This window comes from Lysobacter alkalisoli (assembly GCF_006547045.1).
In the GTDB taxonomy this organism is placed as follows: domain Bacteria; phylum Pseudomonadota; class Gammaproteobacteria; order Xanthomonadales; family Xanthomonadaceae; genus Marilutibacter; species Marilutibacter alkalisoli.
The window spans coordinates 403206-426615 of the sequence record NZ_CP041242.1 but is presented as its reverse complement, the minus strand read 5'-3'; the positions used below and the strand labels follow the sequence as shown (position 1 = coordinate 426615).

Sequence of the window (23410 nt, the reverse complement as noted above, 5' to 3'; positions counted from 1 at the left end):
TTGCCCGGAGCCTTTCGAGAAGGGAATCAGACAATGAACACACAACACGACAACTACGAGTTCCTCCATGCCGAGGGCGCGGCCACGCCGATCAAGGGCTGGGTGCGCGGCGTGCCGCTGGAGACGCAGGCCCACCGGCAGTTGCAGAACATCGCCGCGCTGCCCTTCGTCGGCCCGTGGGTCGCGGTCATGCCGGACGTGCACCTGGGCAAGGGCGCGACGGTCGGTTCGGTCGTGCCCACCCGCGGCGCGATCATCCCGGCCGCGGTCGGCGTCGACATCGGCTGCGGCATGGCCGCGGTGCGCACCACCCTGCGCGCGAGCGACCTGCCCGACAGCCTGTCGCAGCTGCGCAACTCGATCGAGCGCAGCGTACCAGTCGGCAATGGTCCCGGCGGCAATCACCGTCGGGTGCCGGACAGCATCAACACGCGGCTGGTGAAGTCGGGCCTGGCCGAGCGGCTGGCGCTGATCCGCCAGAAGCACCCGAAGATCCGCCCGGACAGGATCGACGTGCAGGCCGGCACCCTCGGGGGTGGCAACCACTTCATCGAGATCTGCCTCGACGAGTCGGGTGCGGTGTGGGTGATGCTGCACTCGGGTTCGCGCGGCACCGGCAACCTGGTCGGCACCTATTTCATCGAACTGGCCCGGCGCCAGCTGGAGAAGCGCTTGCTCGGCTTCCATCTGCCGGACAAGGACCTCGCGTTCTTCCTCGAGGGCGAGCCGCTGTTCGACGACTATGTCGAAGCGGTGTCGTGGGCGCAGGACTACGCCCGTGCCAATCGCGAGGCGATGATGGAGCGGGTGCTGCACGAGATGCGCCACCGCCTGCCGAAGTTCCAGCTCGAGAAGCTGGCGGTGAACTGCCACCACAACTACGTGCAGCGCGAGCAGCACGGCGGCGAGTCGCTGCTGGTGACCCGCAAGGGCGCGGTCAGCGCCCGCGAGGGCGAGCTGGGCATCATCCCCGGCAGCATGGGCACGCGCAGCTACATCGTGCGTGGCAAGGGCAACGCGGACAGCTTCCACAGCTGCAGCCACGGCGCCGGCCGGGTGATGAGCCGGACCGCGGCGAGGAACAGCATCACCCTCAAGCAGCACCGCGAGGCCACCGCCCATGTCGAGTGCCGCAAGGACGCCGGCGTGATCGACGAGTCGCCGGCAGCCTACAAGTCGATCGACGCGGTCATGGCCGCGCAGACCGACCTGGTCGAGGTGGTGCACACGCTGCGCCAAGTGGTCTGCATCAAGGGCTGAGCATGCTTGCTTGAAGCATGCTCGCTTGAAGCCGACCCACGTGAAGCCGGCCCATGTGATGCAGGCCCCATTCGGCACACGCGACGGCCGCCCCTGCGGGGGCGGCCTTTTTCATGGTTCTTCTCCCATTTCCGGGGATAGCGTCTCCGGAAGGAGTCGCCGCTTCGGGTGATTGTTCCAAGCACCGGCAAGGTGTCCAGAAGCCGGTGGCCATGGGTTTGTGGGACCTTCCGAAACATGGATGTTTCGGATGAGCCTACATGGACGTATTCACGGCGTGTCCCGCAAACCCATGGCCACCGGCTTTCACGCAGAGACTCCTGCATTTGGGCGAAGACCTTTTTTCATGCCCGCTGCCAGGCCGGTCTTCACCGCGGGCTTGCACGCCTCGCGTTACGGTCATCGGCAGGCCACCGTCTCGCCTGGAACCGCCATGGGCAAGTTCGCCGAACACATCTACACCGCACCCGGCGACATCGCGAAGCTGGAAGCGCTCATTCCCCAACTGCCCAACGATGCTCACGTGGAGCTGACCCTGGACGACGGCTCCGTGTTGCTCGGGACCGTCGCCGCGCGGCCGACGGTGCAGGTGTTCCAGAACGCCGTTGGCGACGAAGGCCTCAACGGCCTGGTACGGATCGAGGATGTCGCGCTGGACAGACCCGAAACCGCCGGCTTCCACGACGTCTGGCTCGACCGGATCGCCGCGATCAGGCAGCTCCCGCACGCCTGACGGCAGCGCTCAGGCGGTGTGGGCGAACCTGGCCAGTTGCCGCAGCGCCTGCTCGAACACCTCGACCGGCTGGCCGCCCTGGATCAGGTGCTGGTCGTCGAAGATCACCGACGGCACCGCGCGGATGCCGCGGCCGGCATAGAACTGCTCCTGGCTGCGCACATCATCGGCATGCGCATCGGAGGCGAGCACGGCACGCGCGGCCTCGAGGTCAAGGCCGGCCTCGCCGGCCACCTCCGCCAGCACATCGTGCGATGAAACATCGCGACCCTCACCCTGGTAGGCACGCAGCAGCGCATGCTTGAGCGCGCGTTGCGCTTCGGGGCCTTGCTCGCCGGCCCAGTGCAGCAGGCGGTGGGCATCGAATGTGTTGTGGATGCGGGTGCGCCGGCCAAAGCTGAAGCCGACCGCCTCGCCGCGCTCACGCAGCGTCTCGCGGTTCTTTTCCAGCTGTTCCGGCGTCAGGCCGTACTTGGCGGCCAGGTGCTCGTCGGCATCCTCGCCTTCCGGGGGCATCTGCGGATTGAGTTCGAACGGCTGGAAATGGAGCTCGACCACGACTTCATCGCCGACCCGCTCGATCGCACGCTCAAGCGCATTCAGGCCGACCGCGCACCATGGGCAGGCCACGTCGGAAACGAAGTCGATGCGAACGGAAACGGGCTCGGACACGGGGGTGCTCCACGGAATGGCACGGCGCCACGTCCGGAAGATGGGGACGCTGCCGGTCACCCGCAACAGTGGGCACGAACAAGGGTTCTTCTTCCAGGAGCGGGTATCTCCGCGGGAAAGCCGCCATTTCCGAAGATCGGGGGAAGAACAACGAAAAAGCCCGGCCGGAGCCGGGCTTTCGCGGTGTGGGCGCGCTGCCCTCGGGCAACGCGGCGACACTATGTGGCTTACAGCGCCTCGACGGCGTCGGCCTGCAGGCCCTTCTGGCCCTGGACGACGGTGAAGCTGACCTTCTGGCCTTCCTGCAGGGACTTGAAGCCCGAGCCCTGGATCGAACGGAAGTGGACGAACACGTCGTCGCCGTTCTCACGGCTGATGAAGCCGAAGCCCTTGGCATCGTTGAACCACTTGACGGTACCGGTTTCGCGGTTGGACATTTTGTATTGCTCCTTGAGCGTATGGTGTAAGCCGCTGAGAGGCGGCGATGGAGCTGGTCGCAAGGAGCAGACGAGGCGAAACATTCGGTGGATCGACAAGATGACGACACCGGGTCACGATTCAGAGTGACCCTTGACTAACGCAGCAACCGCTACGGTAGCCGTATCCGGGCCCGGACACAATCTCCAGTGTGAATCCGTTCATGTTCCAGGCGGCATGCGCCAAACGCCGCATGCCCGGTCCCGGGCAGGAGAGGCGACAATGTCCACATGGACCGCCCCCTCACTCCACGGCATGAGCGTCTACGTCGACGATGCCGTCACTCTCTGGCGAGGCCGTCGCTGGGCGCATCTGATGGCCGACACCCTGGATGAACTGCACGCCTTCGCCGAGCGCCTGGGCATCCCGCGCCGGGCGTTCCAGAACAAGACCAGCGGCGCCCATTACGACGTCCCGGCCGAACTGCGTGAACGGGCGTTGGAGCTGGGTGCGGTCGCGATTTCGCGCCACCGCGACCGCGAGCAGGTCCGCGCCGTGATCCGGGTCGCCAAGGCCCAGGGCCGCGGCGAGCACCAGTGAACACTGCCTCTTCCGCCCTCCCCCGGTCCCCATGGCGGGGCCGCCTGCTGGTGCTGGCCGGCATCGCCCTGTCCGCGTTCACCCTGCGCACCGCGGTCACATCGCTGACCCCGCTGCTGGACCGGATCGGCGAGGGACTGGGCTTCGGCACCACCATGACCGGCGTGTTCGGGATGGTGCCGACCGCCGCCTTCGCCGCATTCGGCGTCGCCACCCCGGCCATCGCCCACCGCCTCGGCCTCGAACGCACCGTGCTGCTGGCGATGCTGATGGCCGGCGCCGGACTGTTCCTGCGCGGCCTCGCGCCCGGTACCTGGACCCTGCTCGCCGCCTCGGCGCTGGCACTGTCGGGCATGGGCATCGGCAACGTGGTGCTGCCGCCGCTGGTCAAGCGCTACTTCCCGGACCGGGTCGGCGTGGTCAGTTCGGCCTACATCACCCTGCTCCAGCTGGGCACGATCCTGCCGGCGCTGGCGGCGGTGCCGCTGGCCGATGCCGCCGGCTGGCGGGTGTCGCTGGCGGCCTGGTCGCTGGTCGGGGTGGCCGCAATGCTGCCCTGGATCGGGGTGCTGTGGCTGGAACGGCGTGCCCACACCACGCCCGGCTGTTCGCAGCGGGCCAGGATGCTGGCCGAGGCCCACGACCGCGCGGTCGCCTCGGGCGACGCGGCGCCGGAACTGGCCCATCCCCCCGCCCGCGGTCGGGTCTGGCGTTCACCGGTGGCCTGGGGCCTGGCGCTGATGTTCGGCATGACCTCGCTGGTCACCTATTCGATGTTCACCTGGCTGCCGACCCTGTTCGCCGATGCCGGCGCCAGCCCCGCGTTCGGCGGCAACATGGTCGCGCTGTTCTCGACCCTGGGTCTGGCGACCGGGCTGGTGATGCCGATGATTGCCGTGCGCGTGGCCAATCCGTTCCCGGTGGTGCTGGCCTGCCTGGCCTGCTTCGTCACCAGTTTCCTCGGCCTGTGGCTGGCGCCGATGGCGGCGCCGCTGCTGTGGGTGGCCCTGCTCGGCCTCGGCCCCAGCACGTTTCCGTTGTCGCTGGTGCTGATCAACCTGCGAACACGCACGCCGGGCGGCTCGGCGGCGTTGTCTGGCTTCACCCAGGGGCTGGGCTACAGCCTCAGCTGCATCGGCCCGCTCGCGTTCGGCTGGCTGCATGACCTGAGCCATGCCTGGACCCTGTCGTTCGCCTTCCTCGGTCTGTGCCTGCTGATGCTGGCGACCGGCGGCTGGCTGGCATGCCGGCCGCGAATGCTTGAAGACAGCTGGTAGCTGGAGGACAGCTGGCAAGCGCCGCGGGGGGCGCTATCCTGTGCACCGGTTCTCAATACGCCACGCCCCATGTCCGACACCCCGCCCGACCGCCTCTCCAACGACCCGCGCAGCAAGTTCCATGACGAGGCCCTGCTCGAACGCGGCATCGGCATCCGCTTCAACGGCATCGAGCGGCACAATGTCGAGGAGTACTGCATCAGCGAAGGCTGGGTGCGGGTGGCGGCCGGCAAGGCGCTCGACCGCCGCGGCCAGCCGATCACGATGAAGCTCAAGGGTACGGTCGAGGCCTGGTTCCTGCTGCCGGCAGGCGGCGGCGAAGACTGATCCCGAACGACTGCCCACCGTGCGCGCCGACCGGCCGTTCATGCGTGGCGTGTCCTTCCACCACCCGCTCGCGTTCTGGGCCGGCTGCGCGCTGATCGTCGCCGGCGTGTTCGCGCACGCGCCGATGTTCCTGATGGGCCGGCATACCGGCTGGCTGATGGTCGGCATGCCGATGTCGACGGAGATGTGGCTGGGCATGGCGGCGATCCCGATGGGCCTGCTGCTGGCTTGCTACGGGCTGATGCCGCGGCTGGCACAGATGCGCCTGGCCATGCGGGGCGCGGGAGGCGGGGTCAACTTCCATGTCGCCGACGGCGTGCCGCTCAACCGCGAGCACTGGACCCTTGTCGTCGTGCTGGCGGTTGCACTGGTAGTCGACGTGATGAAGCCGGCCACGCTCGGCTTCGTGCTGCCCGGCATGCGCGACGAATACCGCATTGGCACCGAAACCGCCGGCCTGCTGCCGCTGGTCGCGCTGACCGGCACCGCCATCGGCTCGATCGCGTGGGGGCGGATCGCCGACCTGTTCGGCCGCCGCGCGGCGATCCTGCTGTCGGCGCTGATGTTCATCGGCACCGCGATCTGCGGGGCGATGCCGACCTTCGGCTGGAACCTGCTGATGTGCTTTCTGATGGGGCTGTCGGCCGGCGGCATGCTGCCAATCGTGTTCACCCTGATGGCCGAGACCATCCCCGCCGCGCACCGCGGCTGGTTGCTGGTGGCGCTGGGCGGGATCGGCACCTCGGTCGGCTACCTGGTCGCGGCCGGCGCGGCCGCCGTGCTGGAGCCGCTGATGAGCTGGCGGGTGCTGTGGCTGCTGGGGCTGCCGACCGGCGCGCTGGTGCTGCTGCTCAATCGCTGGATCCCCGAATCACCCCGCTTCCTGTCCAGCGTCGGCCTGCCGGACCAGGCACGCAAGGTGCTGCAGCGTTTCTCGCGCCGGCTCGAAGCCGACGATCCAGACCACCCCGGCCCACCGGTGATCGATGAAGGCCACCCGGTCTCGACCAGCCGCCAGTTGCTGCGCGGGTCGCATGCGCCGATCACCCGCGCGCTGGTGACCTGCGGCCTGGCCTGGGGCGTGGCCAACTTCGGCTTCCTGCTGTTCCTGCCGGTCAACCTGGTCGGCATGGGCTTTGAAAGCGAGGGCCTGGACGGTGCGCGCGCCAGCAGCCTGATCGCACGTTCGGCATTGTGGGCGATGCCCGGGATCGCGCTGGTGATCTGGCTCTACCACCGCTGGAGCAGCCTGCGTGCGCTGGTGCTGTTCGTGATGTTGAGTACGTTGGCGCTGCTGGCCTTCTTCGCGATGGGCATGGCCGGTGTGCGCTCGGCGACTGCACTGACGCTGGCAACCGCCGCGCTGCTGGTCAGCCTGAGCGGGGTGATCGCGATGCTGGTGCCCTACGCGTCGGAGATCTATCCGGTGCGGCTGCGCGGCACCGGTTCGGGCGTGGTCGCGGCCAGTTCCAAGGCCGGCGGGATCATCGGCGCGTTGCTCGGGGTGGCCGGTTTCTTCGGCCTGTTCGCGCTGTCGGCATTGCTGGTGGCGGTGCCGATGGCGGTGTCGGGGGTGATGCTGTTGCGTGCCGGGGTGGAAACGCGCGGGCGACGGCTGGAGGAGATCGAGGCGGCGTTTGCCGACTAGCGTCCGTGACGCCTGTGAAGAGCTCGGCTTTGGTGGTCCGCGTTGGGACGCCACCGCATGGGTTCGATCGCCGGTTCTCCCGCTACCTGGCTGTCCCGACGCGACCTGCCGGCCTTGACGGCGAATGTCCCCCGGCCGCCGCCCGTGGCGCCGGCCTCCTCCTTGATTTCGCCGTCAAGGCCGGCAGGCCACGTCGGGTCGCGCGGCCACGCTGGAATGCGAAGCCGGTCCCGCGGGATTCCGCTTCTGGAACCACCGGTCATGTCCAAACGCCGGGGGCGAAGGCCCTTGGGTGCGAAATCAAGGAGGAGGCGCCGGCCCTGGCCGGTGCCGGGGGACATTCGCATCCAAGGGCCTTCGCCCCCGGCGCCCGGTCATCCAACAGAGCCGGCGCTTTCCCCTCGCTTGGGCGAAGAGCCCTTTTTCAGCTCTTGAGCCGCCAGCCGGTGCGGAAGATCCACATCACCGCGCCCAGGCACAGCAGCAGGAAGCCGATGATCGCCGCCAGGCTGATGCCGACGTTGACGTCGGACACACCGTAGAAGCTCCAACGGAAGCCGCTGATCAGGTAGACCACCGGGTTGAACAGGGTGATCTTCTGCCACACCGGCGGCAGCATGCTGATCGAGTAGAACGCGCCGCCGAGGAAAGTCAGCGGGGTGATCACCATCAGCGGGATCACCTGCAGCTTCTGGAAGTCGTTCGCCCACAGCCCGATGATGAAACCGAACAGGCTGAAGCTCACGGCGGTCAGCAGCAGGAACACCACCATCCACACCGGATGCGCGATCTCGTACGGCACGAACAGCCGCGCCGTGGCCAGGATCAGCAGGCCGAGCATCAGCGACTTGGTCGCCGCCGCGCCGACGTAGCCGATCACCACCTCGATCGACGACACCGGCGCCGAAAGCAACTCGTAGATGGTGCCGGCCCACTTCGGCATGTAGATGCCGAACGAGGCGTTGGAGATGCTCTCGCCCAGCAACGACAGCATGATCAGGCCGGGGATGATGAAGGCGCCGTAGCTCACGCCCTCGATGTCGCCCATGCGCGAGCCGATCGCGGCACCGAACACGACGAAGTACAGCGATGTCGACAACACCGGCGAGGCGATCGACTGCATCAGGGTGCGGAAGGTGCGCGCCATCTCGAAGCGGTAGATGGCCTTGATCGCGTGGAAGTTGATCGAAACGATGTTCATGCATGCGCCTCCGTGGTCGTCGCATCGTCCCCGACGCCAGTCCCGCGCGTACCGTTGCGGACCAGGCTGACGAAGATCTCCTCCAGCGAACTCTCGCTCGAGTGCAGATCCTTGAAGTCGATGCCGTGCTCGTGCAGCCGGCGCAGCAGGCTGGCGATGCCGGTTTCCTCCGACTGCACGTCGAAGGTGTAGACCAGCGATTGGCCGTCGTCCGAAAGCTCCAGCGGCAACGTGGACAACTCGGTTGGGATCGCCGCCAGCGGTTCCTGCAGGCTCAGGGTCAGCTGCTTTCTGCCGAGCTTGCGCATCAGCGTGGCCTTGTCCTCGACCAGCACCAGTTCGCCGTGGTTGATCACGCCGATGCGGTCGGCCATCTCCTCGGCCTCCTCGATGTAGTGCGTGGTCAGGATGATCGTCACCCCGTCCTCGCGCAGTCGCCGCACCAGCTGCCACATGTCGTGGCGCAGCTCGACGTCGACGCCGGCGGTCGGCTCGTCGAGGAACAGGATCTCCGGCTCGTGCGCCAGCGCCTTGGCGATAAGCACGCGCCGCTTCATGCCACCCGACAGCGCCATGATCTTGCTGTCCTTCTTGTCCCACAGCGACAGCGCGCGCAGGACCTTCTCCAGGTGAGCGTCGTTGGGTGGCTTGCCGAACAGACCGCGACTGAAGCGCAGCGTCGCCCACACCGTCTCGAAAGCGTCGGTCGACAGCTCCTGCGGCACCAGGCCGATCTTCTTCCGCGCCGCACGGTAATCGCGGACGACGTCATGGCCGTCGGCGGTGACGGCGCCCAGGCTCGGATTGACGATCCCGCAGATGATGCTGATCAGGGTGGTCTTGCCGGCACCGTTGGGCCCGAGCAGGGCAAAGATTTCGCCGCGGCGGATCTCCAGGTCGATGCCCTTGAGCGCCTGGAAGCCGGAGGCATAGGTCTTGGTCAGGCCGCGGACTGTGATTATCGGGGACATGGATGACCTTCTGGTTGCGGGAATCGCCATGGCAGGCGGATACGGTAACGTCTTCACTACCCGCCGATAAGGCATTCCAGCGGGATGCTGCACCCCACATCGACAGGGCGCTCAGGACAGGACGGGCGAGACACGCGGTTTTCGACATCGCGCTGCGTCATGCAGGCAACGCGCGAAGCGGTTACCGTGTCGTCCTGGCCAAGCCCCAGCCCCGCGAGGACGCAATGAAATTCCTGGTCATGATCCACACCGACGACGCGCTGGTCGAAGCGCTGCCCGAAGGCGAGTTCGACCGCCTGATGAACGGCTGTTTCGCCAAGGCCGACGAGCTGCGCGCGGCCGGCAAGCTGCTCGATTCCCAGCAGCTCGAACACGGCAGCACCGCCAGGACCCTGCGCCAGCGCAACGGCACGCTGGCGATCACCGACGGCCCGTTCGCGGAGGCGAAAGAGGTGTTCGCCGGCTTCAACCTGATCGAGGCCGCCGACATGGACGAGGCGCTGCAGATCGCCCAGCTGCTGCCATGGGCACGCACCGGCCATATCGAAGTGCGCCCGGTGCGCGACATGGAGGCGGTGCGCCGCCGCGTCGGCGCCTGAAGCCCTCACCGGCTACGCAGCCCTGCCCTCGGCTGTCGCGCGCGACAGTTGCAGGCGCAGCCGCGCCCGTTCGATCGCGATCCGCTCCTGCGGCGTGATCACCCGCCACAGGTTGGCGAGGAACTCGTCGGCTTCGCCCTGCGGCATCGCCAGGGTGGATTCGGCGACCTTGGACAAGCCCACCTGTTCTCCGAGCAACGGCTGCACCGCACGCTCCTCCGCATCCATGTGCATCAGGCAGGCGGCAACGAAGCGATTCCAGTCGTCGTGCAGGCACTTGCGTAGGTCCGGCCGCCGGGATTCGGGCAACTGCAGCAACCGGTCCGCCGCAGCACAGATCTCGAGCAGCTGCCGGTCCAGCTCCTCGTGCTCCTGCTCGAGACGCCGGGCCAGTTCCGGCGCCGCCGCCTCCAGTTCGGGCAACAACCTTGCGTCCTCCTGTTCGGAATGCCCTTTCAGCATGCCGATCGCTTCATGGATGGCAGCATGCAGGCCGACATCGTCGCGTTCGCCGGCCGTCGCCAGGCGATGCGCGACCGCGAACAGCTTGTGCCGGACAAGCTTGTGGATGACGCTCAACGCATTCGATTGCATGGGGGGATCCTCGTGTCCTCGAGCCGCCGGCAAGACTACGACCTCAAGCAAGGTTGAGGTCAACCGTGCCGGAAGTCAGGTATCCCCCAGCGGGGTCACCAGGGCAATGGAGAACCGTTGGCATGCCAGAAGCCGCCGCTGTCGGCGCTTGCGAGGGTATCGAGACGTTCGACCAGCTGTGCGGCAGACGCCTCCGGACTGATCTCGCCGGCATTGTCGACCATGTCGGTGGAGACGAAGCCGGGATGAAGCAGGAACACGTCGATGCCGCGCGGCTTCAGGTCCATCGCCAGCGACTTGCCGACCGCGTTCACGGCCGCCTTCGAGGCGCGGTAGCCGTAGTAGCCACCGGAACCGTTGTCGGCCATGGAACCCATCCGGCTGGTGATGATGCCGACCCGGCTGCCCTCGCCCAGCCGGTCCAGCAGCGCCTGCACCGTGCGCAGCGGGCCAAGGGTGTTGACCTCGAACTGGTGGCGCATGGCGTCGAAGCCCGCATCGTCGATCCCGCCCAGCACCTCGCGCGCGAGGATGCCGGCATTGCAGACCAGCACATCGATGCGGGTATCGCCGAGGCGTTCGGCGAGCGCAGCCAGGGCGCCCGCATCGGTGACATCGACGCCGGCCTCGACCTGCGCACCGGTGGCTTCAAGCTCGGCGCTGGCCTTGCGACAGGCGGCAATCACCCTGTCGCCACGGGCGCTGAAACGACGGGCCAGGGCAAGACCGATGCCGCGATTGGCGCCGGTGACGAGAACTGTCTTCATGACGATTCCATGGTTGTTGGGGAAGGAGTTCCCATGATGGGGACACAGGCATCGGGTTTCACCCTCGTCGACCAATTGTGAATCCCGTCGCATGCCCGACCGCGATTTTCGCCTCGCGTGAATGTCGGTCGTGCTACCCGTACATGCACCGCGGAATCGACCGCAGCTGAACGGAGTCCGTCATGGCAACACCCCGTGCACGCAAGTCGACCGGCAGCAAGACCGCTGCGAAGAAGTCGACCACATCGAAAGTCCTCGCCAAGACAGCAAAGAAGGCCGTCGGCAGCGCGCGCAAGACGCTGGCCGCCGCCCGCACCGGCGCCAGGAAGCAAGCCGCCGCGCTCAAGGCGAAGAAGGCCCGCAAGACCACCAAGGCCGCCGCCAGCAAGACTACGAAGAAGACCGGCGCCCGCAAGACGGTGAAGACAACCGCCAAAGCCACGACCAGGAAGCCGACCACGAAGAAAGCCGTCACGAAGAAGGGAGCGGCGAAGAAGAGCGTGACGAGCAAGGCGACCACTCGCAAAGCCACGACGAAGAAAGCAACTGCGAAGAAGACGGTATCGAAGAAGGGGGCTGCGAGAAAAACCCCGGCGAAGAAGGCTGCTACAAAGAAGGTGGCTACAAAGAAGGTGGCTACGAAGAAGGTGGCTGCAAAGAAAGGGGTTGCAAAGAAAGGGGTTGCAAAGAAGGCCGCTGCGAAGAAGTCCACCGCGAGCCTGGCTCGAGGGAAGAAGACCGGCGTCAGAAAAGCAGCGAAGAAGCGCACAGCCGCCATCACTCCCGAGCAGGCATTGGCCAACACCCACAAACTGCTGGAGGCGAAGAAGACTCACAACCGCGAGACGCCGCCCTGGCACGAGGTCGGCACCCATCACAACCACGCGGGTGAGCCCGGCTTCCAGTCCGGCACGGCCCGCAGCAAGGCCGAGGAACTCCATGCCGGCGAAAGCAGGATGCAGGCGATCCAAGGTTCGATCAGCACCCACGACCGCCAGAACCAGGGCAAGCGCGACAAGCGCTGATCCGGATCATGGCCCGGTCGACCACCCCAGGCTGGCCGGGCGTATGATCGCGGCATAATCCTCAGGTCCTCCCCCCCGTTCCGGCTTTCCCGACGTGCCCTCCGGCACGTCCATTCGAAGGAGGTCGTCATGAACGAACTGGCCCAACTCTGGCTCCCGATCGTCGTTGCTGCCGTACTGGTGTTCATCGCCAGCAGCCTGATCCACATGGTGTTCAAGTGGCACAACAGCGACTACCGCAAGCTCGCCAACGAGGATGACGTGCAGGCGGTGATGCGCACCGGCGCACCGGCACGGGGGATGTATACGATTCCGCACTGCACCGACATGAAGGCGATGCAGGACGAGGCGATGCAGAAGAAGCTCAACGACGGCCCGGTCGTGTTCATGACCGTCATGCGCAACGGCCCGCCGCGGATGGGCGCGGCGCTGGGACTCTGGTACCTGCTCAACCTGGCGATCGCCGCCATCGCCGGTGCGGTCGCCCTGCATGCCTTTGGCCTGTCGATCGAGCCTGCCCGGGCCGCCTGTGCGGTCGGCAGCATCAGTTTCCTCGCCTATGGCGGCGGTGGCGTGCAGGCCGGTATCTGGATGGGCAAACCCTGGGGCAGCGTGGCCAAGGACCTGCTCGACGCGCTGATCTACGGCGCGGTCAGCGCGCTGGCGTTCTGGTGGTTGTGGCCGACGGGTTGAGCACGGCCGCGCGTTGCTGTCGCCACGCCAGCACGAACACCAGCAACCCTGCGACCGCGGTGGCGGCACCGACGTAGCCGGTCGAGGTCCAGCCCAGGCCGGCGGTGATCGCCATGCCGCCCAGCCACGGACCGAGCGCATTGGCGGCGTTGAACGCGGAGTGGTTCGACGCCGCGGCCAGCGTCTGCGCCTCGCCGGCAACGTCCATCAGGTGCGCCTGCAGCACTGGCGCCAGCGCGCCCATGGTGCCGACCGCGACCACCGCCGGCAGCAGCGTCCACATCGAATGCGCGGCCAGCGGGAACAAGGTCAGCAGCAGCGCCGACCACAGCAGGATCACCGCCACCGCACGGAATCGCAGGCGATCGAACAGCCAGCCGCCGGCCAGGCTGCCGAGGATGCCGCCGACGCCAAACGCGAGCATCCCGAACGGCGTCCACGCCTCGGGCACGCCGGTGACGTGGATCATGGTCGGCGCAAGGTAGCTGAAGACGCAGAACATGCCGGCGAAACCGATCGCGCCGATGCCCATCGCCAGCCACACCGGCGCACGATTGAAATCGCTCAGTTCGCGGATCGGATCGGCCCGCGGCTCGTCCGGATCCGGCGGCAGCGTGCGCGCGAGCGTTGCGACCGTCGTCACCGCGATCAGTGCCACGATCCCGAATGCATAACGCCAGTCGAAGCTCTGTCCCAACCAGGTCGCCAACGGATTGCCGACCAGCAGTGCGACCGCCAATCCCAGCAGCACCCGGCTCACCGCCTTGCCACGCTGCCCTGGCGGGCTGATCGACGCCGCCACCAGCGAGGCCACCCCGAAGTAGGCGCCATGCGGCAATCCGGCGACGAACCGGGCCAGCAGCATGCTCGTGTAGTTCGGCGCCAGCGCGGTGGCCAGGTTGCCGAACGCGTAGAACGCCATCAGCGCCAGCAACATCGGCCGCCGCTGCAACCGTGCGCCGAGGATCGCCAGCAACGGCGCGCCGACCACCACGCCCAGGGCATAGGCACTGATCACATGGCCGACCCGCGGCTCGTCGACACCCAGCCCGCGCGCGATGTCCGGCATCAACCCCATCACTACGAACTCGCTGGTGCCGATCGCGAATCCGCCCATGGCCAGCGCGAACAGGATCGCGCGGACGGTTGCAGGTGGCAGGACGCGTTCCGCGGGGACGGCGATGGCAGGGGAGCCGACAGCGGCCATGGACGGGCCTTCGATGGGGACTGTGCATTATTGTGCATTGCAACATCGCTGGATAGGGCTGCCGTGCACCACTGTGTTGCACGATCTGGCGGAAGTAGCTGTCATTCCTGCCGTCGCAACGCAGTGTCGATTTTCCTCCCTCACTTCCGACACTGTCGACACCATCGTCGGCACCGGACACTGATCTCCGGGATCACCCATGGAGCCAGGATGAACATCCATTCCATCCTGTCCGCCGCGCTGGCGGGCACGCTGCTTTTCGCCGCGTCGACGCACGCAGCCGAGCCGGAACACTGCCACTCCGGCGCTTATCGCTTCACCGACGGCGGCCAGATGCTGGTCCAGCCCAGCGACGAGGACAACCTCCGCTACCGCTGGCTCGATGGCGCGACCGGCAAGCTCTTCCCCACCGGCCCGCACCGCTACGAATCCGGCCCGGGATGGTCCGGCCGCGAGCCGGTCAGCCTGACGGTGGAATTCGGCGAATGCGACACCGGCACCGTCGTTTACGCACCTGTCGACGGCACCGCACGCGAAGGCCGGCGGATCGCGTTGCCGACGGTACCGATCACGTTCGAGAACGACGGCGCCAGCCTCTACGGCGAACTCGTGCTGCCCGAGCAGTCGGCACCGAAGGCGCTGGTGGTCCTCCAGTACGGCGGCGGCCGCGACTCCGCCGTGCTCAACAACTACGTGCAATACCTGCTGCCACTCAGCGACATCGCCGTGTTCCTGTACGACAAACGCGGGACCGGACGTTCCGGCGGCCAGTTCAACCTGCACATCGGCATGCAGGCCGACGACCTCGTCGCCGCGCTCGCGGCCGCGCGGCGCGACCCTCGCGTTGCCGGCATCCCGGTCGGACTGATGGGCGAAAGCCAGGGCGGCTGGGTGGCGCCGCTGGCCGCCACCACGGCGCCGGTCGACTTCGTGGTGGCCAGCTACGGACTGGCGGTCAGCATGCAGGAAGAGGACCGCCTCGAAGTGGAACAGCAACTTCGCTCGCGCGGTCACGGCCCGGAGGCGCTGGCCAAGGGTCTGGAGATGCACCGGATCGCCTTGCGCGTGGCGATATCGCGATTCACCGAAGGGGTCGAAGAATGGATGCAGGCCCGGAACGATCATGCCGGCGAAGCGTGGTTCCAGGACATCGGCGGCGACATCACCTCGACCCTGATGCTCACGCCCGAGGAGCAGTTGCCGGCGATCCGGGCGTTCCTCGATGTGCCCTACGACCTCGAATACGACCCGCTGCCCACCCTGCGTTCACTCGGCATCCCGCAGCTGTGGCTGCTGGCCGAGGACGATACCGAGGCGCCGATCGAGACCACCCTCGCCCGCCTGCAGATGCTCGCACGCGAAGGCAGGCCGATCGACACCATCGTCTTTCCACAGGCAGACCACGGCATGATTGCCATCGAGCCCGGCAGCGAACGCCGCCTTGCCGGCCGCACCGCACCGGGTTACTTCGAGCGCCTGAGTGCCTGGATACTGCGACAGGCGCGGGTCACCGCACGGGAGTGATTTCGCCAACACCGACATGCAGGTCATGAATCGTCCATTCCGCTGCGGACTGCTGGCCATGTTGCTGGCGGCCTCCGCCGCCACGCCGGCAGCCGAACCCGTCGCCAGCGTGCGCGTCACCTTCGACCGCGACGGCATCATCGATGTCGCGGCCCGCGGCCTCGCAGATGTCGCGGCGGGACGTGAAGTCGCCGACGACGACCCGGTGCGGATCGCATCGATCTCCAAGCTGGTCGTCGCGATTGGGGTGATGCGACTGGTCGAGGCGGACCAGCTCGATCTCGACGCCGATCTGTCCGAGCTGCTCGGCTGGTCGCTACGGCACCCGCAGTATCCGGACCAGCCCATCACCTTGCGCCTGCTGCTGTCGCACCGCGCCGGCCTGACCGACGCCGCCGGCTACTACGGCGTGCCGCTGGACGGCGACCTGCGCGACATCGTGAAGGATCCACGCGCGTGGGATAGCGAACATGCGCCGGGCAGCTACTTCCGCTACGCCAACCTCGGCTTCACCCTGGTGGCGTCGGCGATGGAGCAGGCGACCGGCGAACGCTTCGACCGGCTGATGGAACGGCTGGTGCTGCGCCCGCTCGGCATCGACGCCTGCTTCAACTGGGAGCTGTGCGACGACGCTACCCTCGCCCGCGCGGTGGTGTTGTACGACGGCCACCGCCAGCCGCTCCGCGACGATCTGCATGGCCGCAGGCCGGACTGTACCGTCAACCGCTCGAGCACCGGCGACTGCAATCTTTCGCAATGGCGGCCCGGCCGCAACGGCGCCTTGTTCTCGCCACAGGGCGGGCTGCGGATTTCCGCATCGGGACTGGCGAAGGTCGGCCGCCTGCTGCTGGGCGAAGGCGAGGTCGATGGCGTTCGCCTGCTCTCACCCGGATCGGTACGCAGGTTGACCCGACAGCAGTGGACATATGCCCCCGGCAACGGGCTCAGCATCGAGGAAGACGACAGCAGCCAGTCGCGACGCGGTTTCTACTGCCGCTACGGCCTGGCCATGCAGACACTCGCCACGCCGCACCCCGACTGCGGCGACGATCCGTTCGGCGACGGCATCGCCCGGGTCGGTCACGCGGGGTCGGCCTACGGCCTGCTGTCGGGATTGTGGATCGACACCGCCAGCGGCACCGGCGTGGCCTACTTCGCCACCGGCGTGCCCGGCGCCGGGGGCGGCGCACATTCGGCGTTCACCGCCATCGAGGAGAGTCTGGCGGCCGGGGGACGCGGCACTGGCAAGTAGCGAACCGCGGCAACACCGCCAGGCTCGCAATGTCGTGGCCGATTGCGGCGAGCATCGCCATCACACGCTGTCCAGACTGTGCGCTCTTCCTCACCCATTGGAGAGCACGACATGTCAGCACAGGCACTGGCCGGAAAGACCGCCATCATCACCGGCGCAAGCTCGGGCATCGGCCGCGCGGCGGCGTTGCGGTTCGCGCGCGAGGGTGCGCGACTGGTGGTCGGCGCGCGGCGCGGCGATGCGCTCGCACATCTTGTCGACGAAATCGGACGAGCGGGTGGCGACGCGGTCGCCTGCATCGGCGACGTGCGCAGCGAAGCCCATGCCGATGCCCTCGTCGACACCGCGCTCGACCGTTATGGCGGTCTCGACATCGCCTTCAACAATGCCGGCAGCACCGGCGCGATGGGACCGGCCACCGGCATGTCGCTGGCCGACTGGCGCGACACGATCGACACCAACCTGACCGGCATGTTCCTCGGCGCGCGGCGACAACTGGCGGCGATGCTCGATACCGGCCGCGGCTCGATCATCTTCACCTCCACCTTCGTCGGCCACACGGTCGGCATGCCGGGCATGGCCGCCTATGCCGCCGCCAAGGCCGGCGTGATCGGCCTGGTCCAGGTGCTTGCCGCCGAAGCCGGACCGCACGGCGTCCGCGTCAACGCCCTGCTGCCCGGCGGCACCGACACGCCCGGCGCGCGAGACTTCATCGAGGCGCCGGAGTCGCGTGCCTTCGTCGAGGGCCTGCATGCGCTCAAACGCATCGCCGAACCCGCCGAGATCGCAGAGGCCGCGCTGTTCCTCGCCTCCGATGCCTCCAGCTTCGTCACCGGCAGCGCGATGCGGGTCGATGGCGGGATCTCGATCACCCGCACCTGAGGCGGCCCAGCGCCGGCAGTGCGATCGCCGCATGCCGGCGCGCACGACCGGCACGGCCGCTAGCGCGGCGGCAGCGGCGTACCGACGGGCAGCAACGACAGGGTCAGGCCGTCGCCGTCGGGCGACATCGACAACGGCAGGCTGTAGTTCGGGAACGCCAACGCGAAAACCGCGCGTTCGCGCAACAACGCATGCAGCGCATCGTCGACCTGCACGGCATGACGCACGCAGCCCTGCGCATCGACCCTGCCGGATACCGCCAGGCGTTCGATGCCGCCCGACGATGGATAGGCCGCCAGCCGCCAGTTCGAATTCACACCGATGTTGTAGGCCGCCCCGTGTGGCTGCGTCAGACCCAGACCGCAGGCTTCGATCTCAAGCATGGCGCCGGTTTGCGGCAGCGATGCAGGCGAGGCCTCCCGCTGGCTGGCGAGGAACCGGGTCCACGCCAGGTGCTTGTCGAGCTTCGACAACTTGTACTCGCCGTACTCCGGTATTGGCCGCAGCGACTGCAATCGCTGCATGCCCTGTGCGAGTGCGTCCGGATCCTGCTCGTGCTCGAGCTGCCCGGCCAACAGATCGAATGCCGGCCGCATGGCCTCGGCGACACCCGCCGTCGCGGCCTGCTCGTACAGGCGCAGGGCGAGCGCAGGGTCGGGCGAGTCGTAGCCCTTGCCGCCGGCGGCCAGTCCGGCGAGATGGAACTGCGCCTGCGGAACCCCTTTCGTCACGCCGATCTCGAACGCCTCGCGGGCGCCGACGGGATCGCCCTCGTTCAACAGCAACGCGCCGTAGTTGGTCCAGGCGATGCCGCTGCCCGCGTCCATGCCCTTGCGAAGCCAGGCCAACGCCGGTTCGCGCAATGCGGTCAGCTCTTCCGGCGAGATGCCGTTGGCCTTCAGCGCCATCATGTAGGCACGCAGGTATTGCCGGGACGCCTCATCGATGCAGTCGGCGAGATCGGCGTCAGCCATCCGGGCGCAGGCGCGCGCGTAGTAATCGCCGGCGGTGCGTGCGCCATCGATGTAGGCGTGCAGGCCGAATACCGAGGAGGGATCCGGCGGGGTATAGGCCCGGCCCAGATTGTACAGCGTGGGCATCTCCAGGCCGCGGGCGAGCGCTTCCTCGAGCAGGTCGATGGCATCGCCGGTCTCGCCCGCATCCAGCGCGATGACGCCGAGGTTGTGGCTGGCCCGCGCGGAACCGAACTCACGCGCACGCGTATAGAAGTGGCGCGCAGTGGCTGTGTCCTGCCCGACGCCACGACCCAGCTGATACGCCTTGCCAAGCAGGAACAACGCATCGACATCGTCCTGGAACACGGCTTCGTGCGCCTGCAGGAGAAATGCCTCGTATTGCCGCTGCTCGAACAACTGCTCCAGCGACGGTCCGGCCGCGCGCAGCGGGTTGATCGACGCGGCGGCCAGCATGGCCAGCAGCCACAACTGCGGATGTTTCGAGGCAATACGCATGACGACCCTTGTCCACTCAAAGGCGCCGATTGTAGGGAGTCGAAAGCAATTGGCGTATGGCCGTATCGGGCGGGGCGCTCTGGTCGCGCGCGGACGGGCTCCAGTTCTCACACCGGCAGCGCGGTGGTCTTCTTCACCGTGCGCAGCGCCAGCGTCGACTGCACCCGCACCACGCCGGGGAGCTGGGTGAGGATCTCGGTGTGGATGCGCTCGAAATCCGCGGCATCGGCATAGGCGACGCGGACCATGTAATCGGCGGTGCCGGCCAGCAGGCAGCACTCGGTGACCTCCGGATGCTGCTGGATCTCGTCCTCGAACGCGTCCAGCGCGGCGCGCCCCTGCTGGTCGAGGGTGACCAGCACGAAGGCGGTGCCCGGCAGGCCAGCCTGTTCCTCGTCGAGCAGCATCACGTAGCGCGCGATCAGGCCGCGCTCTTCCAGCAGCTTGACCCGGCGCAGGCAGGCCGAAGGCGACAGGTTGATCCGCTGCGACAGCTCGATGTTGGTCAGCCGGCCGTCCTCCTGCAGCAGGCGCAGGATCGCGCGATCGCGCTCGTCGATGTCCGGTTCACCGGCCCGCTTTTTTGTTCGCATTTCGTGCGGCTGATTGCGTTGAACACACGTCAACAATGCGACAAACAACCGTTCATTTCAATGAAATTGGCGACAAAGTGCGCGATCCTTCGCCCATAATTCGCGTTTGACCCGTCGGCACCGCCGGCGCCCAACCCAGCCAGAGAACATCGCCATGCGCATCGGCGTCCCCACCGAAATCAAAGTCCACGAGTACCGCGTCGGCCTGATCCCCTCGTCCGTGCAGGAACTGGTCCATCACGGCCACCAGGTGACCGTGCAGTCCGGCGCCGGTCTCGGCATCGGCCTGACCGATGACGACTACAGCGCCGCCGGCGCGACCATCGCCGCGAGCGCCGACGAGGTGTTCGCCCAGGCCGACATGATCGTCAAGGTGAAGGAGCCGCTGGCCGAGGAACGCGCCAGACTGCGCCCGGGCCAGATCCTGTTCACCTACCTGCACCTCGCCCCCGACGCGCCGCAGACCCACGACCTGATCGCCTCCGGCGCGGTCTGCATCGCCTACGAGACCGTGACCGCGGCCAACGGCTCGCTGCCGCTGCTGACCCCGATGTCCGAGGTCGCCGGCCGCCTCGCCCCGCAGGTCGGCGCGCACGCGCTGGAGAAGGCCCAGGGCGGCCGCGGCATCCTGCTCGGTGGCGTGCCGGGCGTGCCTGCGGCGGAAGTCGTCGTGCTCGGCGGCGGCGTGTCCGGCACCCATGCCACCACGATCGCGGTCGGCATGGGCGCGAATGTCACTGTCGTCGACCGCTCGGCCGATGCGCTCAAGCGCCTGGCCGGCCAGTTCGGCACCTCGATCTCGACCGTGTTCTCGACCCGCTCGGCGATCGAGACCCTGGTCGCCCGCGCCGACCTGCTGATCGGCACCGTGCTGATCCCCGGCGCCGCCGCGCCCAAGCTGGTCACCCGCGAGATGGTCAAGACCATGAAGCCGGGCTCGGTGATCGTCGACGTCGCCATCGACCAGGGCGGCTGCGTGGAAACCTCGCGCGCCACCACCCACGCCGACCCGACCTACGTGGTCGACGACGTGGTCCACTACTGCGTCGCCAACATGCCCGGCGCAGTCGCGCGCACCTCGACATTCGCCCTCAACAACGTGACCCTGCCGTTCACCCTGGCGCTGGCCAACAAGGGCTGGATGCAGGCGCTGGCCGACGATGCGCACCTGCGCAACGGCCTCAACGTGTGCGAGGGCAAGATCACCTGCGCGCCGGTCGCCGAAGCGCACGGCCTGGAATACGTGAGCGCGGAGTCGGTGCTCGGGCTGTAAGCCGCGCACATCGCCAGAAACGAAGGAACGGCGCCACGATGGCGCCATTCTTTTTTGTCTGCACGGTAGCCAGCTACCTGCTTCCTCACCCGTCCGGCACGCGACTCCTGTTCGTAGCCCGGGTAAGCGGAGCGCACCCGGGATCGGAGCTGCCGCCGCACATTCCCCGGGTGCGGCTTCGCCTCGGGGCGGCCATGCGCCGCCGCGATGACGGCGCTCTTGTCGGGCTCAACTCTTGTCGGGCTCAACAAGATCTGTCGACCTACTTCTCCGCCCGCCCGGCGCGCTCCGCAGACGCCGCATCCGCCGCCAGTCGCGCCTCCAGCGCCTCGCGCAGCGCGGGGCCTGGCGGCAGGCGCAGCTCGAACTCATCACGCAGCACCTGCATCACGGCATCGGCATCCGGCAGTTCACGGCGCTGGCTCTCGGCGCCAAGGCGATGGATCGCGAAGCTGCCGTTGCGCAGGGTCTTGCGGATGCCGGGGCCGGTGCGGGCCACCCGCAACTGGCCCAGGAACGGCGAGTCGGGATGGGTGGAGACGTACCAGCTGCCGACCTCGAGGTCGATCTCCTGCTGCGGCTGCAGGTCGAATTCGTACATCCCACGCCACTCGCCCGCCACCTGCGCGCGCAGCAGGTACTGGCCGTCGCGCTCGACCAGCCGGTACGGCTCGTGCGGGGTGGACTGCACCGCGTCGGTGTCCAGCCGCAGCGGGCCGGTCGGCACCATGCCGCCGAAGCCGACATCGGCGGTGTAACGCACGCCATCGATTGTCACCAGCACCAGCAGGTGGGTGCGCGCGTTCACCGTGCCTTCGTCGCCATCGATCATCACCCGCCCGGTCAGCGCGCGGGCGTCGAAGCCGAGCCGCTGCAGCAGGGCCAGGAACAGGCGGTTGAGTTCGAAGCAGTAGCCGCCGCGGCCGTCGTGCAGCAGCTTGCGCTCCAGCGACGGCAGGTCGACCGGCACCGGAGCATGCAGCAGTGTGGAGATCGTCTCGAAGGTGAAGGCCGCACTGTGTCGGCGCTGCAGTTCGCGCAGCGTGTCCAGCGTCGGCGGTGGCGGCGCCTGCAAGCCCAGGCGTTGCAGGTAGAGGTCGAGGTCCTTGAGCGGTGCCATCGCGGCACTCCTATGGTTGGGATGGGCGACACGCTACGGCCTCAAGTCCGGTTGAGGTCAAGGAAGCGACGGCATCGCCAATGGAACAGTGTGGTGCGGCCCTGCAGTCCAGCCGTTCCGGCACCACCGTTCGCCGCCACGGTGCCGCCATCCCGAAGTTCAGCGAGTGCATTGGTCGCGTTGCTGGCGTACCACGGCCGAGCCGGTTCGCACCGAGCCGCTCCACGCGAAGGCTGAAGGCTCACCGCTGGCCGGACGCGCCTGGCCGAAGCGTTGGTTCCCATATCCCCCGGCGATTCGGCGCGCACCATGAACCTGATCTACTCGCACAACTACGCCACCGCACGCGCGTTCGCCATGCGCGAGGAGCTGATGCCCGGCGACTGGCAGTGGCTCCGCGACGCCGGCGTCATCCGCCAGTACCCACGCGCCAACGTCTTCAAGGTGCCCCGTTGGGAGGCCAACCCGCGCCGCGAGCAGATCGATCTCGCGCTGCAGCGTGCCGCCGAGTCGCATCGCCTCGGCACACTTACCGATGTCGGCGAGGGGTCGAGCACGTTGGGGATTTCGGGCGCCTGAACGGCGGCACGCACACGCAAGGACGGCGCTGCAATGGCGCCGTCCCTTTGCCGCCCCTTTCATGCCGTGCACTACATCTTCGATCGCAACTTCAATCGCAACGTACCGCCGGGTTCCAGTCCGCGAACAGGCCACTCGGGTTGCCCTGCCACAGCCACACGTGCAGCACCCAGGCGTCGATGCCGGGGTTGAGGTGGAACTCCTGGCCGAACAGCGTCGGCGGATTGGGCTGCAACTCGGTGAACACGATGTATTCCACCGCCACCAGCCGCTTGCCACCGTTGGCGGACGGCGCGTAGACCAGCACTTCGGGGCGCAACGCATCGACCCCGTCGTCGAACAGCAGGTCGCCGTTGCCGTAGTGGTAGCCCATCCCGCCTTCGGGCGAGGACAGACACTCGGTGAGTTGCACGTCCCAGCCGGCGTCGTTGGCCGTCTGCAGCGAATGGAACGCCGCGGTCGCCAGGCGCAGGTCGCGGAGATCGGCGTTACCCCTGGCATCTCCACCTGCCAGCGCGGCAGGTCCGTAGATCATGGCCGCCAATACCAGCGCGGCCGACAGCGATGTGCTTGTGGCCATGGGAAGATCCTCGTTGAGTGAAGACACGAACACCCCCCTCATGCCCGGTATTCGGCATCAACGCAGGTCCGATACACCCCCGGCCACCCTGGCACGCCGCACCGACGAACGGCGTGTAGCGTCAGCCCGCGGCGCAACCCAATC

25 protein-coding genes are annotated in these 23410 nt (G+C 67.7%); 14 read left to right on the top strand and 11 right to left on the bottom strand.

Features of this window, described 5'->3' with window-relative positions; translation table 11 throughout:
• The first annotated feature begins 33 nt into the window (after positions 1-33).
• The gene (locus FKV23_RS01830; RefSeq protein WP_141622321.1) at positions 34-1260 is read left to right on the top strand and encodes an RtcB family protein; all 1227 of its coding nucleotides are present in this window, start codon (positions 34-36) and stop codon (positions 1258-1260) included.
• A gap of 346 nt (positions 1261-1606) precedes the next feature.
• Positions 1607-1993, top strand: coding sequence for a DUF3247 family protein (locus FKV23_RS01825; protein WP_407067638.1), 387 nt, complete (start codon positions 1607-1609; stop codon positions 1991-1993).
• 9 nt (positions 1994-2002) lie between these two features.
• Here FKV23_RS01825 and FKV23_RS01820 read toward each other — a convergent pair whose 3' ends face one another.
• Together FKV23_RS01820 and FKV23_RS01815 are read right to left on the bottom strand one after the other, a co-directional pair.
• Positions 2003-2665 (bottom strand): DsbA family oxidoreductase, encoded by a 663-nt coding sequence (locus tag FKV23_RS01820; RefSeq protein ID WP_141622320.1) that lies wholly within the window; start codon positions 2663-2665, stop codon positions 2003-2005.
• Positions 2666-2892: 227 nt separating this feature from the next.
• The gene (locus tag FKV23_RS01815; RefSeq protein ID WP_141622319.1) at positions 2893-3102 is read right to left on the bottom strand and encodes a cold-shock protein; all 210 of its coding nucleotides are present in this window, start codon (positions 3100-3102) and stop codon (positions 2893-2895) included.
• A 295-nt stretch (positions 3103-3397) separates the two neighbouring features.
• Between FKV23_RS01815 and FKV23_RS01810 the strand changes: the two genes are divergently transcribed.
• The 4 genes from FKV23_RS01810 (at position 3398) to FKV23_RS01795 (ending at position 6934) form a co-directional block, all read left to right on the top strand.
• On the top strand, positions 3398-3682 hold the full coding sequence (locus FKV23_RS01810) for a DUF4031 domain-containing protein (protein ID WP_141624988.1): 285 nt from the start codon (positions 3398-3400) through the stop codon (positions 3680-3682).
• Entirely contained in the window at positions 3679-4959 is a 1281-nt protein-coding gene (locus tag FKV23_RS01805; RefSeq protein WP_244244070.1) for a CynX/NimT family MFS transporter, read from the top strand. The genes FKV23_RS01810 and FKV23_RS01805 overlap by 4 nt, the downstream gene beginning before the upstream one ends.
• A 69-nt stretch (positions 4960-5028) precedes the next feature.
• Positions 5029-5286, top strand: coding sequence for a DUF3297 family protein (locus FKV23_RS01800; RefSeq protein WP_141622318.1), 258 nt, complete (start codon positions 5029-5031; stop codon positions 5284-5286).
• Between the two features lie 19 nt (positions 5287-5305).
• A complete protein-coding gene (locus tag FKV23_RS01795) occupies positions 5306-6934 on the top strand; it encodes an MFS transporter (protein ID WP_244244069.1) in 1629 nt (542 codons plus the stop codon).
• Positions 6935-7358: 424 nt separating this feature from the next.
• On the opposite strand, the gene FKV23_RS01790 is transcribed toward FKV23_RS01795, so the two are convergent.
• Complete coding sequence (locus tag FKV23_RS01790; RefSeq protein ID WP_141624985.1) at positions 7359-8120, bottom strand: ABC transporter permease; 762 nt, start codon at positions 8118-8120, stop codon at positions 7359-7361.
• An 11-nt stretch (positions 8121-8131) separates the two neighbouring features.
• On the bottom strand, positions 8132-9106 hold the full coding sequence (locus FKV23_RS01785) for an ABC transporter ATP-binding protein (RefSeq protein WP_141622317.1): 975 nt from the start codon (positions 9104-9106) through the stop codon (positions 8132-8134).
• Positions 9107-9330: 224 nt separating this feature from the next.
• On the opposite strand from FKV23_RS01785, the gene FKV23_RS01780 reads away from it, so the two are divergent.
• Positions 9331-9705 carry a YciI family protein gene (locus FKV23_RS01780; protein WP_141622316.1) on the top strand — a complete coding sequence of 125 codons (375 nt, stop codon included), beginning with the start codon at positions 9331-9333 and terminating at the stop codon, positions 9703-9705.
• 12 nt (positions 9706-9717) lie between these two features.
• On the opposite strand, the gene FKV23_RS01775 is transcribed toward FKV23_RS01780, so the two are convergent.
• Both FKV23_RS01775 and FKV23_RS01770 read right to left on the bottom strand, forming a co-directional pair.
• Positions 9718-10299 (bottom strand): hemerythrin domain-containing protein, encoded by a 582-nt coding sequence (locus FKV23_RS01775; RefSeq protein ID WP_141622315.1) that lies wholly within the window; start codon positions 10297-10299, stop codon positions 9718-9720.
• A gap of 95 nt (positions 10300-10394) precedes the next feature.
• Positions 10395-11066 carry an SDR family oxidoreductase gene (locus tag FKV23_RS01770; protein WP_141622314.1) on the bottom strand — a complete coding sequence of 224 codons (672 nt, stop codon included), beginning with the start codon at positions 11064-11066 and terminating at the stop codon, positions 10395-10397.
• A 182-nt stretch (positions 11067-11248) separates the two neighbouring features.
• On the opposite strand from FKV23_RS01770, the gene FKV23_RS17735 reads away from it, so the two are divergent.
• Positions 11249-12091, top strand: a complete 843-nt coding sequence (locus tag FKV23_RS17735) for a histone H1-like repetitive region-containing protein (RefSeq protein ID WP_141622313.1) — start codon at positions 11249-11251, stop codon at positions 12089-12091.
• A gap of 129 nt (positions 12092-12220) precedes the next feature.
• Positions 12221-12784 (top strand): hypothetical protein, encoded by a 564-nt coding sequence (locus FKV23_RS01760; RefSeq protein ID WP_141622312.1) that lies wholly within the window; start codon positions 12221-12223, stop codon positions 12782-12784.
• On the opposite strand, the gene FKV23_RS01755 is transcribed toward FKV23_RS01760, so the two are convergent.
• Positions 12744-13901 carry an MFS transporter gene (locus FKV23_RS01755; RefSeq protein ID WP_244244142.1) on the bottom strand — a complete coding sequence of 386 codons (1158 nt, stop codon included), beginning with the start codon at positions 13899-13901 and terminating at the stop codon, positions 12744-12746. The two genes, FKV23_RS01760 and FKV23_RS01755, sit on opposite strands and share 41 nt — an antisense overlap.
• A 300-nt stretch (positions 13902-14201) precedes the next feature.
• On the opposite strand from FKV23_RS01755, the gene FKV23_RS01750 reads away from it, so the two are divergent.
• The 3 genes from FKV23_RS01750 (at position 14202) to FKV23_RS01740 (ending at position 17649) form a co-directional block, all read left to right on the top strand.
• A complete protein-coding gene (locus FKV23_RS01750; RefSeq protein ID WP_141622310.1) occupies positions 14202-15515 on the top strand; it encodes an alpha/beta hydrolase family protein in 1314 nt (437 codons plus the stop codon).
• A 25-nt stretch (positions 15516-15540) separates the two neighbouring features.
• Complete coding sequence (locus FKV23_RS01745) at positions 15541-16767, top strand: serine hydrolase domain-containing protein (RefSeq protein ID WP_141622309.1); 1227 nt, start codon at positions 15541-15543, stop codon at positions 16765-16767.
• Between the two features lie 111 nt (positions 16768-16878).
• Positions 16879-17649 (top strand): SDR family oxidoreductase, encoded by a 771-nt coding sequence (locus FKV23_RS01740; RefSeq protein ID WP_141622308.1) that lies wholly within the window; start codon positions 16879-16881, stop codon positions 17647-17649.
• A 59-nt stretch (positions 17650-17708) separates the two neighbouring features.
• Here FKV23_RS01740 and FKV23_RS01735 read toward each other — a convergent pair whose 3' ends face one another.
• The gene (locus tag FKV23_RS01735) at positions 17709-19121 is read right to left on the bottom strand and encodes a tetratricopeptide repeat protein (RefSeq protein WP_141622307.1); all 1413 of its coding nucleotides are present in this window, start codon (positions 19119-19121) and stop codon (positions 17709-17711) included.
• A gap of 107 nt (positions 19122-19228) precedes the next feature.
• Positions 19229-19714, bottom strand: a complete 486-nt coding sequence (locus FKV23_RS01730) for an Lrp/AsnC family transcriptional regulator (RefSeq protein ID WP_141622306.1) — start codon at positions 19712-19714, stop codon at positions 19229-19231.
• A gap of 154 nt (positions 19715-19868) precedes the next feature.
• Between FKV23_RS01730 and ald the strand changes: the two genes are divergently transcribed.
• Complete coding sequence (ald, locus tag FKV23_RS01725) at positions 19869-20987, top strand: alanine dehydrogenase (RefSeq protein ID WP_141622305.1); 1119 nt, start codon at positions 19869-19871, stop codon at positions 20985-20987.
• Positions 20988-21249: 262 nt separating this feature from the next.
• On the opposite strand, the gene FKV23_RS01720 is transcribed toward ald, so the two are convergent.
• Complete coding sequence (locus FKV23_RS01720; RefSeq protein ID WP_141622304.1) at positions 21250-22107, bottom strand: arylamine N-acetyltransferase family protein; 858 nt, start codon at positions 22105-22107, stop codon at positions 21250-21252.
• A gap of 309 nt (positions 22108-22416) precedes the next feature.
• Here FKV23_RS01720 and FKV23_RS01715 point away from each other — a divergent pair, with 309 nt between their 5' ends.
• A complete protein-coding gene (locus FKV23_RS01715; protein ID WP_141622303.1) occupies positions 22417-22686 on the top strand; it encodes a hypothetical protein in 270 nt (89 codons plus the stop codon).
• Positions 22687-22777: 91 nt separating this feature from the next.
• On the opposite strand, the gene FKV23_RS01710 is transcribed toward FKV23_RS01715, so the two are convergent.
• Positions 22778-23266 carry a hypothetical protein gene (locus tag FKV23_RS01710; protein WP_141622302.1) on the bottom strand — a complete coding sequence of 163 codons (489 nt, stop codon included), beginning with the start codon at positions 23264-23266 and terminating at the stop codon, positions 22778-22780.
• Positions 23267-23410: the final 144 nt, after the last annotated feature.

Excerpts from the sequence above, each read along its gene's own strand:
- ald (WP_141622305.1), top strand. The coding sequence starts at position 19,869 with ATGCGCATCGGCGTCCCCACCGAAATCAAAGTCCACGAGTACCGCGTC.
- FKV23_RS01730 (WP_141622306.1), bottom strand. The coding sequence starts at position 19,714 with ATGCGAACAAAAAAGCGGGCCGGTGAACCGGACATCGACGAGCGCGAT.
- FKV23_RS01715 (WP_141622303.1), top strand. The coding sequence starts at position 22,417 with ATGAACCTGATCTACTCGCACAACTACGCCACCGCACGCGCGTTCGCC.
- FKV23_RS01815 (WP_141622319.1), bottom strand. The coding sequence starts at position 3,102 with ATGTCCAACCGCGAAACCGGTACCGTCAAGTGGTTCAACGATGCCAAG.
- FKV23_RS01800 (WP_141622318.1), top strand. The coding sequence starts at position 5,029 with ATGTCCGACACCCCGCCCGACCGCCTCTCCAACGACCCGCGCAGCAAG.
- FKV23_RS01755 (WP_244244142.1), bottom strand. The coding sequence starts at position 13,901 with ATGGGCGGATTCGCGATCGGCACCAGCGAGTTCGTAGTGATGGGGTTG.
- FKV23_RS01710 (WP_141622302.1), bottom strand. The coding sequence starts at position 23,266 with ATGGCCACAAGCACATCGCTGTCGGCCGCGCTGGTATTGGCGGCCATG.
- FKV23_RS01760 (WP_141622312.1), top strand. The coding sequence starts at position 12,221 with ATGAACGAACTGGCCCAACTCTGGCTCCCGATCGTCGTTGCTGCCGTA.
- FKV23_RS01745 (WP_141622309.1), top strand. The coding sequence starts at position 15,541 with ATGAATCGTCCATTCCGCTGCGGACTGCTGGCCATGTTGCTGGCGGCC.
- FKV23_RS01775 (WP_141622315.1), bottom strand. The coding sequence starts at position 10,299 with ATGCAATCGAATGCGTTGAGCGTCATCCACAAGCTTGTCCGGCACAAG.
- FKV23_RS17735 (WP_141622313.1), top strand. The coding sequence starts at position 11,249 with ATGGCAACACCCCGTGCACGCAAGTCGACCGGCAGCAAGACCGCTGCG.
- FKV23_RS01750 (WP_141622310.1), top strand. The coding sequence starts at position 14,202 with ATGAACATCCATTCCATCCTGTCCGCCGCGCTGGCGGGCACGCTGCTT.
- FKV23_RS01810 (WP_141624988.1), top strand. The coding sequence starts at position 3,398 with ATGAGCGTCTACGTCGACGATGCCGTCACTCTCTGGCGAGGCCGTCGC.
- FKV23_RS01785 (WP_141622317.1), bottom strand. The coding sequence starts at position 9,106 with ATGTCCCCGATAATCACAGTCCGCGGCCTGACCAAGACCTATGCCTCC.
- FKV23_RS01780 (WP_141622316.1), top strand. The coding sequence starts at position 9,331 with ATGAAATTCCTGGTCATGATCCACACCGACGACGCGCTGGTCGAAGCG.
- FKV23_RS01735 (WP_141622307.1), bottom strand. The coding sequence starts at position 19,121 with ATGCGTATTGCCTCGAAACATCCGCAGTTGTGGCTGCTGGCCATGCTG.
- FKV23_RS01720 (WP_141622304.1), bottom strand. The coding sequence starts at position 22,107 with ATGGCACCGCTCAAGGACCTCGACCTCTACCTGCAACGCCTGGGCTTG.
- FKV23_RS01740 (WP_141622308.1), top strand. The coding sequence starts at position 16,879 with ATGTCAGCACAGGCACTGGCCGGAAAGACCGCCATCATCACCGGCGCA.
- FKV23_RS01825 (WP_407067638.1), top strand. The coding sequence starts at position 1,607 with ATGCCCGCTGCCAGGCCGGTCTTCACCGCGGGCTTGCACGCCTCGCGT.
- FKV23_RS01770 (WP_141622314.1), bottom strand. The coding sequence starts at position 11,066 with ATGAAGACAGTTCTCGTCACCGGCGCCAATCGCGGCATCGGTCTTGCC.
- FKV23_RS01830 (WP_141622321.1), top strand. The coding sequence starts at position 34 with ATGAACACACAACACGACAACTACGAGTTCCTCCATGCCGAGGGCGCG.